Raw genomic sequence first — 16,421 nt, forward strand, 5'->3', positions numbered from 1 at the left:
TAATTTTTCGGAAAATCTTCAACGTTTCCGCGTGGTTCCATGAGCGATATTGTCAACCTACGGCAGTTCAAAAAACAGAAAGCTCGCGCTGAGAAAGAGAAGCACGCGGACCAGAACCGCGTTCTTTTCGGGCGAACGAAATCCGAAAAGGTTCTTACGCAGGCGGAAATGACAAAAGCGCAGCGTTTTCTGGATCACAACCGCCTGGAGAAAAGCGACAAGCCGGACGCGGAAAAGTGAACGCGCCGGGGCGGTTACGCAAACATTCCGTCAGTATTCGCGGACATGCGACGAGCTATACGCTCGAAGACCCGTTCTTTGAGTTGATTGAGGAAATTGCGGACACGCGTGAGATGTCCGTTGCAAGCTTGATCGCAGAAATCGATAGCAGGCGTGACAGGTCAATCAACCTGTCTTCCGCGCTGAGGCTCCACGTCCTGGATTGGCTTAAATCCAGATTGCCTCAAGGCTGAGGTGCCGGGGCAGCAGGCACTTGCTCCAGGCTTTTCAGAAATTCGTTGAGGGATTGCCCGCCGTCCGGCGATGCGAGGGGGGCATTCGTCCCTCCCGCCGGAGCGGCCTGCGGCTTTTGCGCCTCAAGCTGTTGCGCTTCCTCTGCGGCTTGCCGGGCCGCTTCACGCGCCTTTGCTTCAGAACGGCGCCTTGCCTCTTCCTCACGCTGCAAGCGGTTGCGTTCCTCTTCATCCGCCTCGAAAAGTCCAAGCTGGCGGCGAAGACGCTGCTTCTCCATGAGGCTTGCCTGCATCGATTCAACACGCTCCTGCTCGCGCTCGAGTGCACGCTGGGTGAGGAACTGAATCAAGGGCTGCTTATCGAAAGTCACTTCCGGTACGCTATAGGTGCCCCCCAGAGAAAAGGCTACCTGCGGTGAGATGCCGGTATCGGAACCGCCATCGTTCTGGAACGTCAGACTGCCGTTTCCGCCAATACCGAGCGTGGACAGATCGAATTGCAGATCACCGAGAAGGACTGCATTGCCGTCATTCAGGTTCGCCGCAGCCATACGCGCGACACCGCCGCTAATGGTAAAGTCAAACCGCGCATTACCCGGCGTGAACGTACCTTGCCCCGTAGCCTTGTCGGCAATACCGACAAATTGCTTCGAAGCGAGTTTGTCAGGGCCAGAAGACTGATCGCCCGTCGCGTCAGCTGCCGCGATCATCGCGGGCAACGCCGCCCCGTCCAGACCATTGACGGTAAAATTCTCCACGTCGAAACTTGCAGTTCCAGCCAGCGATCCGACGAGCGCCGCCACGCTCTCGCCACTTCCGTTCAGATTGACAGCGGCTTTCACTACGCCGCCAAGCGGCGCAGCACCGGTCTCCAGCTGGTAGAAATCCTTGAGGTTTGCGCCACTCCACTTGAGTTCCGTCGAGAGAAGAGCATTCTTGTCGCTGTTGCTCAAGGAAACATTGCCGACCAGGTATCCGCCTGCCCAGTTACCGGTCAATTCGTTCAGCTGAAGGCCGTCCATGGTCTTCAGCAGCCGTGTCGAAAACTCCGTGGCGGTCCCGAAGCCGCCCATATGCGCCTGCGCTACATTGAGTTTCACATCCAGCAGGAGCGGCAGCGATGATCGCACAGCGAATGCGCCGCGCGGCCAGATCGTCTTCGCAACAGGCTTTGCCGGCTCGAACGCATCCTGCCCGAGCATGATCGCTGCGAGACTGTCGACCTCAAGCGTGGCAAGCTTTGCTTCACCCTTCAGCTGCGGGAGTCCGCTGTCGGCAAAATTGGCCTCGAGCCGCGCCGACACCTCTTCCCCGTCCAACTTTCCCGTCAGATTGGGGAACCGCAAGATACCTTTTGCAAACTGGAAGTCGCTGGCAAGGTCTGCTGAAAGTCCCTCCCCAAATCCAGGCAGGGCGAAACCTGCCGTCGCGATGAAGGGTTGCAGATCGGCGGACTTCAGCTGAGCCTTGCCACTGGCGGCAATATCACCGCCAACCAGCGAAATCACACCGTCGGCAGTCGCTGCCCCGTCAGGTGCCGTGAGCTTGAGGAGCGTCCGCATTCCCGCGCTCGGTGCACCTTGCATGCTCAGATCGGCCGTAAGTTCACCCGCAAGCCCCAGCGGCAGGGTGGGCAATCCGATCAATGCAAGCACCGCTTCGCCTTGTTCCGATGCCGCGGTACCGTTCAATTGCATCTGCAACGGCTCGCTCTCCCCTTCGCCGCCGCTCGCGGTCCCCGACAGGTCAAGCTTCATTCCGCCCGCCTTGCCGGTAACGCTGAATGAAAACTCGCCAACACCGGGAGGATTCTTGGCTTTCGCCTCGGCGGGTCGGTCGCTCTTGTCTTTGGATGCCGCAGTTTTTGCAGGCACCGGGGCCACCGCTGGTACCGAAGGCGAAACTGCGTTGGCGATGACATTGATTTCGCTATCCTCGAACAGGCCAGGGAAATTGGCTGCACGTATCGAAAGCGCGTGGAACAGCGGCAACTGGGGATAGCGATTGGCCATCAGCGACAGGAACCGCGAAAGGTCGGCAGACAAGATTGTCGCGTCGAGCGAACCGGAGGGCGTATTGGCAAAAGGTTCGTAAGTGCCGGTCGCAGTCAGTGTCGTGCCCGCCACGTCGCCGATCATCAGCCGGTCGAAATCGAAGCGTCCGTCATGCAGCCGGAGCGCCATATCGACATTGCCAGCCTCCATGTCCTGATACCGGACCGGTCCCGCCTTGAAAGCCAGATTCAGCGACTGACCATCAAGCAGACCAAGGCCGTCACCGCTGGAGAAAAATCCTGTAAAGGCTTGTAGTGCTTCGCTTTCCACCACACCGCCATTGAGCGCGAGCGTTATTGCAGGCTGCGCCAGCCCCTTTACTTCGCGAACAAATGAGCCTTTGAGCGTTGTTTTTCCCAAGGCGATTTCGAGATTATCGATCCGCTGCATACCGTCGCGAAGCTCGACTTGACCGGAGAAGCCTGCACCGTCCAGCTTGCGGACGGAATCATCGACTGTCTCGTTGAGCCATGTTGCCAGTCCCGAAGGCTGGCGCGAGGCAACCAGCAATTCGCCCTTGAAGCCGAAATCCTTGCCGACCGAAAGCGTGCCCTTGGCTTCCACCTTGGTTCGTCCAGGAAGATCGGCAGCGAACTGACGAATATTCCAGTTGTTTCCATCAGGTTCCGCACTCACCGTGACCGAGCGTATCGTCGTACCACCCGCGATCACCGCAGGTAGGCGCAAATCCACATTGCCGGGTATGGTCGGAATGGGCAATTGCTCAAGAACACGGCGCACAATCGCAATCCGGTCTGCAATTGGCATGTCTGAGCCAGTCTGTTCTTCGCTGGCGGCCTCGTTCGGCCCCCAGTAGAGCTGCTGGCCATCGGCACTGACCTCGAAACGTGGCTCTTCGCCGTAATCGATGAAGGCCTTGCCATTCACCACATAAGGATTGTCGGCTGGCCCCTGCTCCATCCGGAATTCGCTCGCGTCGAAACGACTGCGATCCGCCTTGAACTTTCCGGTTACACGCACGCCACTGAAAAAGGGCGTTTCCGCCGGCGCCTTCTGGTCTTTGCCCGTCTTTGCAACCATATCCGACGAACGGAGAGAAAAGTCGCCGGCATAGTCCAGCCGACCCTCGGTTACGGTCACATCGCCATCGGTCTCGAAAGTAGCCGGTATTGCATCCGGTGAAATTCGAGCCCGCACGCGCAGCGATCCATCAGGCTTCGCTTCGCCGCTTGTCAGGTCGATCGCAAGCCTTTCTCCCCGCAAGACGAGGCTTCCATTGGCCTGCCACGGACCTGCCAGACTGTTTGCAGAGATCACCGCATTGAGTTCGGTCGCCGTATGGCTGCGACCGCTCGCTTCTTCGCGAAGCGTGATGGTGCCATCTTTGACGGAAAGTCGTTCCAGCTTGATTTTCGCCGGATCGAGCGGCGTCGACGGACGGATTGCCCAATCGACCTTGCCATCCCTGTCGAGCGAAATCGTCGCCCGCGGACGGTCGACACGCATATCGAAGATCAGAAGCTGGCCGCGCAGGAACGGCATCAGTTCGGCATCCATCGAGAACGTGTCGACGGTCATCACCGGTTGGGCCGCGTCGGCCCCGACACGCACATCGGAGAACGCCACCGAGGGAAATGGCAAAAGTCGGGCGCTGACGTCACCGGCGACTTTGACGGGACGCCCCAGAATACGGCTCGCCTCCCGCTCGAAATCGGCGCGATAGCCGCTCCAGTCAACAAAAGGTGGCACGACAAGTGCTGCCGTCAACAGCAGCACGAGTAGCCCGCCGACGATGACGAATATGCGGCCCAAAAAAGCAGCTCCGGTCAAACAGATTGCAAGTTAGCGTGAAACAAACGGTGAATCACGCTGTCTTTATCTGCGCAACATAACGGCATCGATCCGGCGACAACAAGGCAAATTGCATCCCGGCCACCCCGATATGCACGCCTGCATGAATCAAACTCTTGGCAAAATCGTTCAAAGGCCTGATTTGAATCACGAAATCAGTATTTTACCCGGATTCATGATGTTGTCGGGATCAAGTGCTTGCTTGATGGCCCGCATGTAATCCGTGGCCTCACCCAATTCCATGGTAAGATACTTCATCTTGCCCTGCCCGATACCGTGCTCACCGGTGCAGGTGCCCTCCATGGCGATGGCACGTTTGGCGAGCCGGTCCATGAAAGCTTCGGCACGTTCCATTTCGCTCGCATCATCCGTGTCCAGAAGCAGGAGCAGGTGGAAATTTCCATCGCCCACATGCCCGACGATCGGAGCGATCAGGCCGGTTTCGGCGAGGTCCTTTTCCGTCTCGCCAATGCAATCCGCCAGACGCGAAATCGGCACGCAAACATCCGTCGAAACACCTTTGCAACCCGGTCTCAGCAGGAACGATGCCAGATAGGCATCGTGCCGGGCACGCCAGAGCCTGTCGCGCTCCTCTGCATCGTGTGTCCACCGGAAATCGCCGCCGCCATTGCCCGCAGCAATCTCTCCAAACAATTCCGCCTGCTCGGCAACGCCGCTTTCCGTCCCGTGGAACTCGACAAACAGATAGGGCTGCGCCTCATAAGGCAGTTTGGAGTGGAGGATCAGCGCCTGCATCTGAAGCGTGTTCACAAGCTCGATGCGCGCAACGGGAATGCCCATCTGGATGGTTTCGATCACCGTGCGGCAAGCCGAATCCACATCCGGGAAAGGACAGATGCCACCGGAAATCGCCTGTGGAATTCCCTGTAGTTTCAATGTCAGTTCGGTGATGATGCCAAGAGTTCCTTCCGCTCCGACAAGCAGCCTCGTGAGGTCGTAGCCCGCAGCCGTTTTCTTCACGCGCTTGGAGGTCTCGATCAGGCGGCCATCGGGCATCACGGCTTTAAGCGCCAGCACATTTTCACGCATGGTCCCATAGCGCACCGCATTCGTGCCGGAAGCGCGGGTTGAAGCCATGCCGCCCAGCGTGGCATTGGCACCCGGATCGATCGGGAAGAACAGTCCCGTGTCGCGCAGATATTCATTCAGTTCCCGACGCGTAACGCCCGGCTCCACCACGCAATCGAGATCCTCCGCGTGAACGGCAACCACCTTGTTCATGCGGGTGAGGTCAAGCGACACGCCGCCAGCTGGCGCGTTCACCTGCCCTTCGAGCGACGAGCCGGCACCGAAAGCGATAACCGGCACACGGTGCTCGGCACATATACGCACGACATCCTGCACTTCCTGCGCGTTCTCGGCAAAGATGACGATGTCGGGTGCCTGCGTCGGCACATAGGTTGTCGTGTGGCCGTGCTGTTCGCGGATAGCCTGACCGGTCTGCGCACGCTCACCGAAACGCTGCTTGAGGACACCGACTGCTGCGGCGATACCGTCCTCGTTGCGGGCAAGCGCGACAACATTTTCAAGCGACATCGTTCATTCTCCGAAACTCGATATTCAAACGGCAGGCAGCGCCAGAGCAACCGGGTCTTGCCCAAGATGTTTCGCCACCGCCCGGATCACCAGATTATGGTCCTCGCGCTGCGGCAGCCCAGATACGATCACCGCACCGATCACGCCCGCCCCGGCAACGCGGATCGGAAACCCGCCCCCTGCCAGTGCGTAATCCTCCACATTCAGCGCCTTGTGGGGAGCGAACATTCGGTCCTCGCGGTTCTGTTCCAGAACAAGACGATAGGTCGAAGCGTGAAAACGGCGCACCACATTGAACTTGCGGCGCAACCATTCCTGATTGTCCACTGTGCTTCCGGCTGTCGTCGCATAAAACAATTGCCGGTCCCACTGGGATATTTCGATGGCGATTCCAAGCTTTTCCTTCACGGCGATATCGCGGATGCTCGCACCCAGCGCAAATGCTGCATTTTCGTCAAACGAGGGAAAAATAAGCGCCTGTTCCTGTCGGATGATCTGCGCAATCGCCTGCTTGCTGTCGTCGCCTTGTGCCATTTTCTGCATTTTCCCGATGAGCTGCACGAAATCTGTGCGTTCCTTGTGCGCCTTCGATCACGTGATTGCAATAAGGCTTGTCGGCCATCAAACTTGATTGATCGGATGCAATCCACTAGTGGAGCCTTATGGTTCAGAACCCCAATATAGATGTGCCTCTGAAAGGCGATCAAATACCGGAATTTGTGGAAACCGCCGTATTCAAGCGCGACGTGTTTTCGGAAACCCATGCCGGCTATTTCGTGAACGATCCCGAAACCCGCATCATCCGTCGCGTGGTGAGCGCCGCTCCCTGGTGGTCGAAGCCGCTGGCCTGGATATTGGCCCGGCGCGAAATTCGCGGTCTCAAGACAGTGCGCGGTATCGAAGGCGTCCCACAACTGCTTGCCACTGACAAGGACGGGCTTTATCGATCCTGGACAGAGGGAACGCCACTGCATCTGGCCCGCCCTTCAGATCCGAAATGGTATCGCACCGCGCATCGCATCCTGCGCGACATGCGCCGACTCGGCGTCACCCATAACGATCTCGCCAAGCCCCAGAACTGGCTGATGACGCCTGAAGGCGAAGCAGCGGTCATTGACTTCCAGCTGGCAAGCGTTCATCGCCGTCGCGGTGCCCTCTATCGGCTGATGGCGTATGAGGATTTCCGCCATCTGCTCAAGCAGAAGCGTGCCTTCGCCAAGGACCGGATGACACCAACGGAAAAACGCATTCTGGCGCGCCGGTCCCTGCCCTCCCGCATCTGGCTCGCGACAGGCAAGAAGGTCTACAACTTCATCACCCGTGGCATTTTCAGCTGGTCGGACGGTGAAGGTACGGGCGACCGGATCGACAACGAAGGTCCTGCAATCCGTGCGGCACTGAAATCCGATCCGCGCGTAACCGATGTGGCGCTTGCGCTCTATTCACTTCCAGCCAAGGGCGTCGGCATCTACGCTTTCGTGGAAACGCTCAACGCAGACGAGAAAAGTCTGCGCGCAAGACTTAAAGGACAGAAGGTCGAACTGATCCAGCCGGTTGCCCATCTGCCACGGCGCGCCGATGGGACCGTCCGCGACGACATTCTGCGGCTGATCGCCATGAACCAGATGACGGAACTGGACGATCTGTTGCAGCGTGAACCCGAACTGCGCGGGCTCGTCGAAGCGCTGGCTTCTCATCGCCTGAACTTTACGGATCGTCGCGTTACTCAATTAGAGTAGTCGAATATTTTAACCCTTTCGCTGGTCTTTCAGCCACGAATCATTACATTCGGGTCAAATGTCTGACTTTCCCGACGATATGCCGTTTTTCGGCGATGACGACGCTCCGGCAAGCCGCACGCCTGCTCCCGGCAGCATTGCCGCACGTGCCATGGCAGCACGCAACCAGCAGCGCGGCGAACCCGATTACCTGAAAGGGCTGAACCCCGAACAGCGTCAGGCTGTGCTGACGACAGAGGGTCCGGTGCTGGTGCTTGCCGGTGCGGGCACCGGCAAGACACGCGTTTTGACGACCCGTATCGCGCACATTCTGACCACCGGCCTCGCCTATCCAAGCCAGATTCTCGCCGTGACCTTCACCAACAAGGCTGCGCGTGAAATGAAGGAGCGTATTGGCCATCTGGTCGGCGGCGCAGTGGAAGGCATGCCGTGGCTTGGCACATTCCACTCCATCGGCGTCAAGCTTTTGCGCCGCCATGCGGAACTTGCCAATCTGACATCGGATTTCACGATCCTCGACACTGATGATGTGATCCGGCTGATCAAGCAGCTCATTCAGGCTGAAGGCCTTGATGACAAGCGCTGGCCGGCGCGCACCTTCGCCAACATGATCGACGGATGGAAGAACAAGGGATTCGGCCCATCCGATATTCCTGAAGGCGATGCACGCTCATTCGGCAATGGTCGCGGGCGCGAGCTTTATCAAGCCTATCAGGAACGCCTGCGCACATTGAACGCCTGCGATTTCGGCGATCTTCTGCTGCATCCGATCCGCATCTTCCGCAATCATCCGGATATCCTGCGCGAATATCACGCAAAGTTCCGCTACATTCTGGTGGACGAGTATCAGGATACAAATACGGCGCAATATCTCTGGCTGCGCTTGCTTGCACAACGCCCTCAATCGAGAAATACCTCTGCCACAACACAAAACACAAATGCGCCCATACAGCCCGCTAGGGCGTCCGAAGGCCCCCGCGGAGCCGGTGAGCGCAGTGAACTCGGCGTGAGCGAAAACAAAGTCAATCTCTGCTGTGTCGGCGATGACGACCAGTCGATCTATGGCTGGCGCGGGGCAGAAGTGGACAATATTCTTCGTTTCGAGAAGGATTTCCCGGGCGCAGTCGTCATCAAGCTCGAGCGCAACTACCGCTCCACGGCGCACATTCTCGGCGCCGCCGCACACCTGATCGCACATAATGAGGGCCGCCTCGGCAAAACGCTGTTTACGGAAGCGCCCAATCCGGACGATCCACGGGTGAAAGTCCATGCCGCCTGGGACTCCGAAGAGGAAGCGCGCGCAGTCGGTGAAGCGATCGAACAGGCACAGCGTCAGGGGCACCTCCTCAACAACATGGCGATCCTCGTTCGCGCCTCTTTCCAGATGCGTGAATTCGAAGACCGCTTTGTCACGCTTGGCCTCAATTACCGCGTCATTGGCGGTCCGCGCTTCTATGAGCGCCTCGAAATCCGCGATGCGATGGCCTATCTGCGCGTGGTCGCGCAACCTGCCGACGATCTAGCGTTGGAGCGCATCATCAACACGCCGAAGCGGGGGTTGGGCGAAGCCGCCATCCGGCAGGTGCATGATTATGCCCGCGCACGCGACATTTCCATGTTCGCTGCGGCTTGCGACCTCATCGAAACCGAAGAGTTGAAGCCGAAGCCACGCTCCGCGCTGCGCGAAGTGGTCGAGAATTTCCTGCGCTGGCAGTCGATGATCGACAATACACCGCACACGGAACTGGCGGAAACCATCCTCGATGAGTCCGGCTACACGGCTATGTGGCAGAATGACAAGTCTGCCGAAGCACCGGGTCGGCTTGAAAACCTCAAGGAACTCATCCGTTCCATGGAGGAATACGAAAGCCTGCGTGGTTTCCTTGAACACGTCGCCCTTGTCATGGATGCCGAGCAGAACGAGGATCTGGATGCCGTCAACATCATGACGCTGCATTCAGCCAAGGGCTTGGAGTTTGAAACGGTCTTCCTGCCCGGCTGGGAAGAAGGCCTGTTTCCGCACCAGCGCGCGCTTGACGAAGGTGGGCGTTCGGGCCTTGAGGAAGAACGGCGCCTCGCCTATGTCGGCGTGACCCGCGCCAAGAAAAATCTGCATATCTGGTTCGTGTCCAACCGGCGCATCCATGGAATGTGGCAATCCACCATTCCGTCCCGCTTTCTGGAAGAATTGCCGGAAGCGCATGTGGAAGTGGCTGAACTGGAAGGCAATTACGGCGGTTATGGCGGTGGCTATGGGCAGTCCCGTTTCGACAAGGCCGATCCGTTCCAGAACACCTATTCGACGCCCGGCTGGCAGCGTGCGCAACAGAACCGTTCCGATGCGACACGCAATAACTGGGGCTCGCGCTCCGGCAGTCGCGTCGAGCGTATCGGCTATGGCGAGACCGATTCCGGCTTCGGCGCCGGACGTGGTTCTGTGAAGGGCCGCACGATAGACGGCGAACTGGTAGCCAAGTCAGTGGCCGACAAGCCATCGGCCTTCAAGCTTGGCGACCGCGTGTTTCATATCAAGTTCGGCAATGGCACGATCTCGCTTATCGACGGCAACAAACTCACCATCGATTTCGACAAGGCTGGGCAAAAGCGCGTTCTCGACAGCTTCGTCCAGCCGATCTGAATTACACCTGCTGAAGAAGCCGGATTAGCAAAAGCTTTGCTATTCCGGCTTACCTTTAGCCCACGCAACATCGCCCTTATAGAGCGGCACGGTCGAAAGCGAGGTCTTCGCGGAACCGTCCTGAACCTGCGTCGCATGGGCGAGATAAAGCAGCGTATTGTTCGTCTTGTCGTAAATGCGCGTGATGACGAGCTTCTTCCAGATCAGACTGGTGCGTTCGGAGAAAACCCGTTCTCCACCCTTGCCAAGATCGATGTCGCCGATGGTGATCGGCCCTGTCTGCTCACACGAAATCGAAGCATTGGATGGGTCTTCAAACCAGTTACCCTTTTGCAGCCGGTCGATCATGCCACGTGAGAACGACGCCAGATGGCAGGTTACGCCCTGCACCTTCGGGTCCTGTACCGCGTCGATGATGATATCGTTTCCAAGCCAGTCGACGCCGACCTTGCCGACTTCCTCGGCGGGAGCCGCCGAAGCTGCAACAACCATCATTGGAGCAAGCAACAAACCGGCAAAACGCTTCAGTCCGACCATATTTTCCAGTCTCCAGAACTATCGTGACGTGAAAGTGGGAAAATAATTACGGCTTTGCAAGAGCCGGATTCAGCCGCTCCACTTTTCAAGAAACGCCTCGATCTCGAGCATCTGAATGTCCGGCACCGCTTCGTAGAGTTTTTCCACTGGCCAGTTCCACCATTCAAGTTCAAGCAGCCGTTCTATGACGGCATTGTCGAACCTTTTGCGAATAAAATGGGCCGGAACACCACCGACCACATGATAAGGCGGCACATCCTTCGTTACGACGGTGTTCGCGCCAATCACAGCGCCATGGCCGATCTGGATGCCCGGTGTGATGACCGCACCGTGGCCGATCCACACATCATTACCGATGATCACGCGCTGCGCCTGACGCCTTGCACGGAACTCTCCATCAACGCCCAGATAACGAAAATATTCATTTGGCCGGTAGCTGACCTTATGCGTCGTCAGCCGCTCCATAGGGTGTTCGAGCGCATTGATGCGGACATTCGCAGCAATGGAGCAGAACTTGCCAATCTCGGCATAGATCCCCTCACCGTTCCGCTCGAAATAGGTGAAATCGCCGACCGTGACTTCACGCAGAATCACACGCTCACCGATATCCGCATACCGCCCCAGCTTGACTGATTTCAGCTGAGCAGTGGAATGAATGCGAGGTTCACTGTTTTGGAAACGAAGGTCATCTGACGACGTCATGAATATTCACCCGAAGCATCGCTACAAACAGCGAAATCCGCGAAGATCGGCCTATGCCGCTGCCATTTCAGGCATATATCAGTTCGCCCCCTTGCGAAAGACAAAGCAAGTGTCCCCTAAACTCGTTCATCTCCCACGCGACAAATAGTCAAAAATTTCAGAAATTATTGAAAATTGAACAAATGACCCTACACTGCCGCCAGCTCTTCATGATGCAGGATGCGGCTTTAACGACGGTTCTGCAATGCATAAAGAAAAGATAGGTTGTTGAGCAGCGCAACGAGGCGCGTTCGGAAATTCAAGGCTGACTGGACATGAAAAAATTCCTGCCCATCTTCATCATCGCCTTTATCGTCGTCATTGTCGGCGCTGCGGGGCTTAACCTTTTCCGCGACAAGCAGGCGGCTAAAGAACCGTTTGGCGGCCCACTCAACCTCGTCACCATGGACGGAAAGCCGTTCACCGAGAACGACCTGCGCGCCGCGCCGGCGGCCATCTTCTTCGGCTTCACCCACTGCCCCGATGTCTGCCCCACCACTCTCTATGAGATGGATGGCTGGCTGAAGCAGCTCGGACCGGAAGGCAGTGACATCAAGGCTTATTTTATCACCGTCGACCCGGAACGTGACACGCAGGAAGTCATGAAAACCTATGTCGGCAACGTTTCCGACCGCATCATCGGCGTCACCGGCACGCCGCAGAATATTGCGGATGTGGTGAAGTCCTACCACGTCTACGCAAAGAAGGTTCCCGGTGAAGACGGCGAATATACCATGGATCATACGGCATCGGTATTTCTGCTCGACAAGGGCGGCCGCTTCCGCAGCACCATCGCCTATCAGGAAAACCCGGATACGGCTCTGGAAAAGTTGAAGAATCTGGCCAAAGGCGCTGCAAAGAGCTAAGGAGAAGCTCTAGAACATTTCCAGCAGAGAGCTTTTTACTTCATGGCCCAGTCACGACTTTTCTTTTCGGCAGATAAGGCGGAATCCGAGCGCATCTACAACATTCTCGAACAGGCTTTCGAGGACGATGGCTTTCCCATAGCAATCACCGAGATCGATGAAGACCGACGGGTTTTCGAGGTTTCGGTCTATGTCGAGGACGATGCCGAAGAAGTTGCCGGGCGGATCGATGAACTGGTAGGTACTGGCCTTTTTGCCGTCGAGGAACTGCCGGACATCGATTGGGTCACGCATTCGCTGGAAGGTCTGAAGCCGGTGAGAGCCGGACGTTTCTTCGTCCATGGCTCGCACGACCGCGACAAGATCGAAGCAGGCGATATTCCCATCGAAATCGACGCGGGCCTTGCCTTCGGCACCGGCCATCACGGAACAACGGCGGGATGCCTCGAACTGATCGAGGAGACCGTCACCAGCGAACATCCGACCAATGCGCTTGATCTCGGTACCGGCAGCGCCGTTCTCGCCATCGCTATCGCCAAGCTCGCTCCCATTCCGGTATTGGCTACCGATATCGACCCCGTCGCCGTTACGGTCGCTGCTGAAAATGCCGCCAAGAATGGCGTTGCCGAGCACATCGTCACGGCAACAGCCGAGGGCTTCGGCCACGCGATATTCCGTTCCTATTCACCGTTCGACCTGATCGTCGCCAATATTCTGGCCAATCCGCTTATCGAGCTTGCGCCTTCCCTAAAAGAACACCTCGCGTCCGGCGGTTCCATCATTCTTTCCGGAATACTTGACAGCCAGCACGATGCGGTGCTCGCTGCCTATCAGGCACAGGGTCTCACCCATCAAAAGACGCTGCATCGCGAAGGCTGGGTGGCGATCCATTTGAAATAAAGCATTTCCAGCAAAAGTGCGAAGTGGTTTTGCTTCGGATAATGCGTAACATCCAAGAGACAGAGCAGTTTAACCACACTGCTCTAACGGGCCGCATGCACCAAGGCGTATTCCTGTTTTGAGCGAGTTACAAAATGGCTTTTCAGAATTTCGACGTCACCACAAATCCGGCCAATGGAGCCCCGCGCGTTGCAAAGCTGCGCACGAAGATGGCCGAGCTTGGCCTCGACGGTTTTCTGGTTCCTCGCGCCGATGAGCATCAGGGAGAATATGTCCCGCCCCATGCGCAGCGTCTTGCATGGCTGACCGGCTTCACCGGATCGGCAGGTGCTGCGCTCATCCTCAAGAACAGCGCCTATGTTTTCGTGGATGGACGCTACGAATTGCAGGTTCGCGCCCAGACCGACCCAAAGGTCTTTTCCTATGAAAGCCTCGTGACCAATTCACCGGCTTCCTGGCTGGAGGAGAACAGCAAGGGTCTGAATATCGGCTTCGACCCGTGGCTTCACACCATTTCGGAAGCCCGCGCTTTGCGCGAGGCGCTCGAAAACCAGGGGGGTCAACTGGTTCCAGTCGAGATCAACCTTGTCGACGCCATTTGGGACGACCAGCCCGGCGTGCCTTCGGCGGAAGTCACGATCCAGCCAGCCCGTTTCGCAGGCCATGAGGCGGAGGACAAAATCAGGGAAATGCAGACGGCCGTTGCCGCAAGCGGGGCCAGCGCGACTGTCCTCACCGATCCGTCCTCGGTCGCGTGGGTGTTCAATATTCGCGGCAAGGACGTTTCCAACACGCCGCTTCCGCTCAGCTTTGCAATCATTCCCACGCAAGGCGAGCCAGAGCTTTTTATTGATGAACGCAAGCTCGCCATCGAACCGCGTGCCTATCTGACGCAGCTTGCCAGGCTCGCAGCACCTGCCGATCTGGAGGGGCATCTCAGTGCCCGCGCGGTCAAAGGCGAAGCTATCCTTCTCGATCCCGCTCTTGCTGCCGAAAAACTCCGCCTCATCGTCGACAGTTCAGGCGGTAGCGTGATCGAAGGCAAGGATCCGGCCCGTATTCCTCGCGCCATCAAGAACAAGGCCGAGCTTGATGGCTCGCGCGCAGCGCATGAGCGCGACGGCGTGGCGATGGTCAATTTCCTTTCCTGGATCGACGCCCAGAAGCCCGGTACGGTCGATGAAATCAGCGCCGCCCGAAAGCTGGAAGAATCGCGTGCCGATGCCGGGCGAGATTTCCAGATGCCGCTGGAAGACATATCCTTCGACACGATCTCCGGTGCGGGGCCAAATGGCGCGATCATCCATTACCGCGTCAACACCGATACCAACAGGACGCTCGAAAACGGCGAACTCTATCTGGTCGATTCCGGCGCGCAATATCGCGATGGCACTACCGACATCACCCGCACCGTGCCCATCGGCAGCGTGTCGCCGGAGACGATCAAGGCCTTCACGCTCGTGCTGAAAGGGGTGATCGCGATCACCACCGCCCGTTTCCCGAAAGGCACGCGCGGCCAGGATATCGACGCTCTGGCCCGCATTGCACTGTGGAAGCATGGTTTCGACTACGCGCACGGAACCGGCCATGGCGTCGGCTCCTACCTGTCGGTCCATGAAGGCCCGCAGAGCATTTCGAAGAAGGGCGCGCAGGAGTTGCTGCCGGGCATGATCCTTTCCAACGAGCCGGGTTATTACAAGCCGGGTTCATTCGGCATCCGCATCGAAAACCTCATCATCGTCACCGAACCGGAAGTGCCCGAAGGTGGCGATATTCCGATGATGGGCTTCGAGACACTGACTTTCTGCCCCATCGACCGGCGCTTGATCGACAAGTCGCTGTTCACGCAGGAGGAAATAGACTGGCTGAACAGCTATCACGCCCGCGTGCGCGAGAAGCTCTCCGGCCATCTCAAGGACGCTGAACGCAAATGGCTTGAAGCGGCCACCGCGCCGCTTTGATAGCACTTTTACGCAGCAAAATGGCGTAGCGCCATCAGGAGCGCTACGCCCGCAAAAAACATTGTCATCATGCTGAGTCGCAGCGAGAGCACGATACACACCGCCAACACGAGCAGTTCCCGCCAGCCGTGATCTGAAGCGGGTGCGGCCACAATGGCCGTCAGAACAGCCGCAGGCACTGCGTTGAGCGCCGCTTCCACCCGATAATGCACATGGCTGAAGCGTGACAGGACCAGATGCCCGCCGATGCGGGTAAGATAGGTGCAGAGCGCGCCTGCAAGAATGATCCAGATCGTGGTGGACATTTACGCCTCCCCTTCCCGTGGCTTTGCGATAATCGCCGCCAGCGCAATCCCGCCAAGCGCGCCCAGCGAAACATGCCACGGAGACCCCACGAACTTGTAGGCTGCGACCGCAGAAATCGCACTGACGATAACGACAGGCAGCCAGTTCTGGCGATGGCGAAAACTCATGACCATGCCGAGAAAATAGATTGGCAAAAGAAAGTCGATGCCGAAGGCATAGGGGTTGGTTATCAGATTGCCGAACAAACCACCGATAAGCGCTTCCAGAACCCAGGTCAGATAGAAGGTGAGCCCGAGGGCCATATACCAGGCGAAGGTGACTGGCTTGCCGGCTTCCGCACGCTGTTCGACCTCCGCATACTGGATGTCCACCAGAACGAAAAAAGCCAGCGCCTTTTGCCATAGCTTGAAGTGACGGATGCGGCGACCTGTCGTCGCCGAATAGAGCACGTGCCGGAAATTGACCGCGAAGATCGACATGACGATCATCCACGGCGCAATATTCTGGCTGAAGAGATCGAGCCCCACCATCTGGCTGGCACCGGCATAGATGATCGCGCTCATGAATACCGCTTCGGAAAGCGACAAGCCGTTATCGACAGCCAGAGCCCCGAACAGCAAGCCAAATGGCGCTCCTGCGACGACAAGCGGAAGTCCACGCCGGACACCGTCAACAATATCGGCGCGCGCTGAAGCCCTTCCGGGCCGAAAAGTCTGATTCACGAATACTCACTCCTCCGAATGAAGAGTAGTTATGAAATTCTTCTGCCGGTTGGAATATGATTTCCCAAAAAATCATACTATTAAACGACGATGCCGCATTTGGGCATCACTCATA

14 protein-coding genes are annotated in these 16,421 nt (G+C 57.7%); 7 read left to right on the forward strand and 7 right to left on the reverse strand.

Features of this window, described 5'->3' with window-relative positions:
* Positions 1–39: 39 nt before the first annotated feature.
* Together OINT_RS07565 and OINT_RS07570 are read left to right on the forward strand one after the other, a co-directional pair.
* Positions 40–240, forward strand: coding sequence for a DUF4169 family protein (locus OINT_RS07565; protein ID WP_006467195.1), 201 nt, complete (start codon positions 40–42; stop codon positions 238–240).
* Positions 237–473, forward strand: a complete 237-nt coding sequence (locus OINT_RS07570) for a ribbon-helix-helix domain-containing protein (RefSeq protein WP_006467196.1) — start codon at positions 237–239, stop codon at positions 471–473. Before OINT_RS07565 ends, OINT_RS07570 begins: the two co-directional genes overlap by 4 nt.
* Here the strand turns inward: OINT_RS07570 and OINT_RS07575 are convergent.
* From OINT_RS07575 to OINT_RS07585, 3 genes are all read right to left on the reverse strand, one after another.
* On the reverse strand, positions 464–4,300 hold the full coding sequence (locus tag OINT_RS07575) for an AsmA family protein (RefSeq protein WP_006471685.1): 3,837 nt from the start codon (positions 4,298–4,300) through the stop codon (positions 464–466). The genes OINT_RS07570 and OINT_RS07575 overlap by 10 nt on opposite strands.
* 186 nt (positions 4,301–4,486) lie before the next feature.
* A complete protein-coding gene (locus tag OINT_RS07580; protein ID WP_006467199.1) occupies positions 4,487–5,896 on the reverse strand; it encodes an FAD-binding oxidoreductase in 1,410 nt (469 codons plus the stop codon).
* 24 nt (positions 5,897–5,920) lie between these two features.
* Positions 5,921–6,430, reverse strand: coding sequence for a heme-degrading domain-containing protein (locus OINT_RS07585; protein WP_006471684.1), 510 nt, complete (start codon positions 6,428–6,430; stop codon positions 5,921–5,923).
* Between the two features lie 128 nt (positions 6,431–6,558).
* On the opposite strand from OINT_RS07585, the gene OINT_RS07590 reads away from it, so the two are divergent.
* Positions 6,559–7,635 (forward strand): serine/threonine protein kinase, encoded by a 1,077-nt coding sequence (locus tag OINT_RS07590; protein WP_006467201.1) that lies wholly within the window; start codon positions 6,559–6,561, stop codon positions 7,633–7,635.
* Between the two features lie 58 nt (positions 7,636–7,693).
* Entirely contained in the window at positions 7,694–10,273 is a 2,580-nt protein-coding gene (locus OINT_RS07595) for an ATP-dependent helicase (RefSeq protein ID WP_006467202.1), read from the forward strand.
* A 39-nt stretch (positions 10,274–10,312) separates the two neighbouring features.
* Here the strand turns inward: OINT_RS07595 and OINT_RS07600 are convergent, their stop codons facing one another.
* Positions 10,313–10,810: a CreA family protein gene (locus OINT_RS07600; RefSeq protein WP_006467203.1), complete on the reverse strand. Its 498-nt coding sequence runs from the start codon at positions 10,808–10,810 to the stop codon at positions 10,313–10,315.
* A 69-nt stretch (positions 10,811–10,879) separates the two neighbouring features.
* Entirely contained in the window at positions 10,880–11,512 is a 633-nt protein-coding gene (locus OINT_RS07605) for a DapH/DapD/GlmU-related protein (protein WP_006467204.1), read from the reverse strand.
* Between the two features lie 314 nt (positions 11,513–11,826).
* Here OINT_RS07605 and OINT_RS07610 point away from each other — a divergent pair, with 314 nt between their 5' ends.
* The 3 genes from OINT_RS07610 to OINT_RS07620 all read left to right on the forward strand — a co-directional run bounded on the left by OINT_RS07610 (position 11,827) and on the right by OINT_RS07620 (position 15,278).
* Positions 11,827–12,417 (forward strand): SCO family protein, encoded by a 591-nt coding sequence (locus OINT_RS07610; RefSeq protein WP_006467205.1) that lies wholly within the window; start codon positions 11,827–11,829, stop codon positions 12,415–12,417.
* Positions 12,418–12,459: 42 nt separating this feature from the next.
* Positions 12,460–13,317: a 50S ribosomal protein L11 methyltransferase gene (locus tag OINT_RS07615; protein WP_006467206.1), complete on the forward strand. Its 858-nt coding sequence runs from the start codon at positions 12,460–12,462 to the stop codon at positions 13,315–13,317.
* Between the two features lie 134 nt (positions 13,318–13,451).
* The gene (locus OINT_RS07620) at positions 13,452–15,278 is read left to right on the forward strand and encodes an aminopeptidase P family protein (protein ID WP_006467207.1); all 1,827 of its coding nucleotides are present in this window, start codon (positions 13,452–13,454) and stop codon (positions 15,276–15,278) included.
* 8 nt (positions 15,279–15,286) lie between these two features.
* On the opposite strand, the gene OINT_RS07625 is transcribed toward OINT_RS07620, so the two are convergent.
* Positions 15,287–15,583: an AzlD family protein gene (locus OINT_RS07625; protein ID WP_006467208.1), complete on the reverse strand. Its 297-nt coding sequence runs from the start codon at positions 15,581–15,583 to the stop codon at positions 15,287–15,289.
* A complete protein-coding gene (locus tag OINT_RS07630) occupies positions 15,584–16,306 on the reverse strand; it encodes an AzlC family ABC transporter permease (RefSeq protein WP_006467209.1) in 723 nt (240 codons plus the stop codon).
* Positions 16,307–16,421: the final 115 nt, after the last annotated feature.

The sequence above is a fragment of the Brucella intermedia LMG 3301 genome (assembly GCF_000182645.1).
Lineage (GTDB): Bacteria > Pseudomonadota > Alphaproteobacteria > Rhizobiales > Rhizobiaceae > Brucella > Brucella intermedia.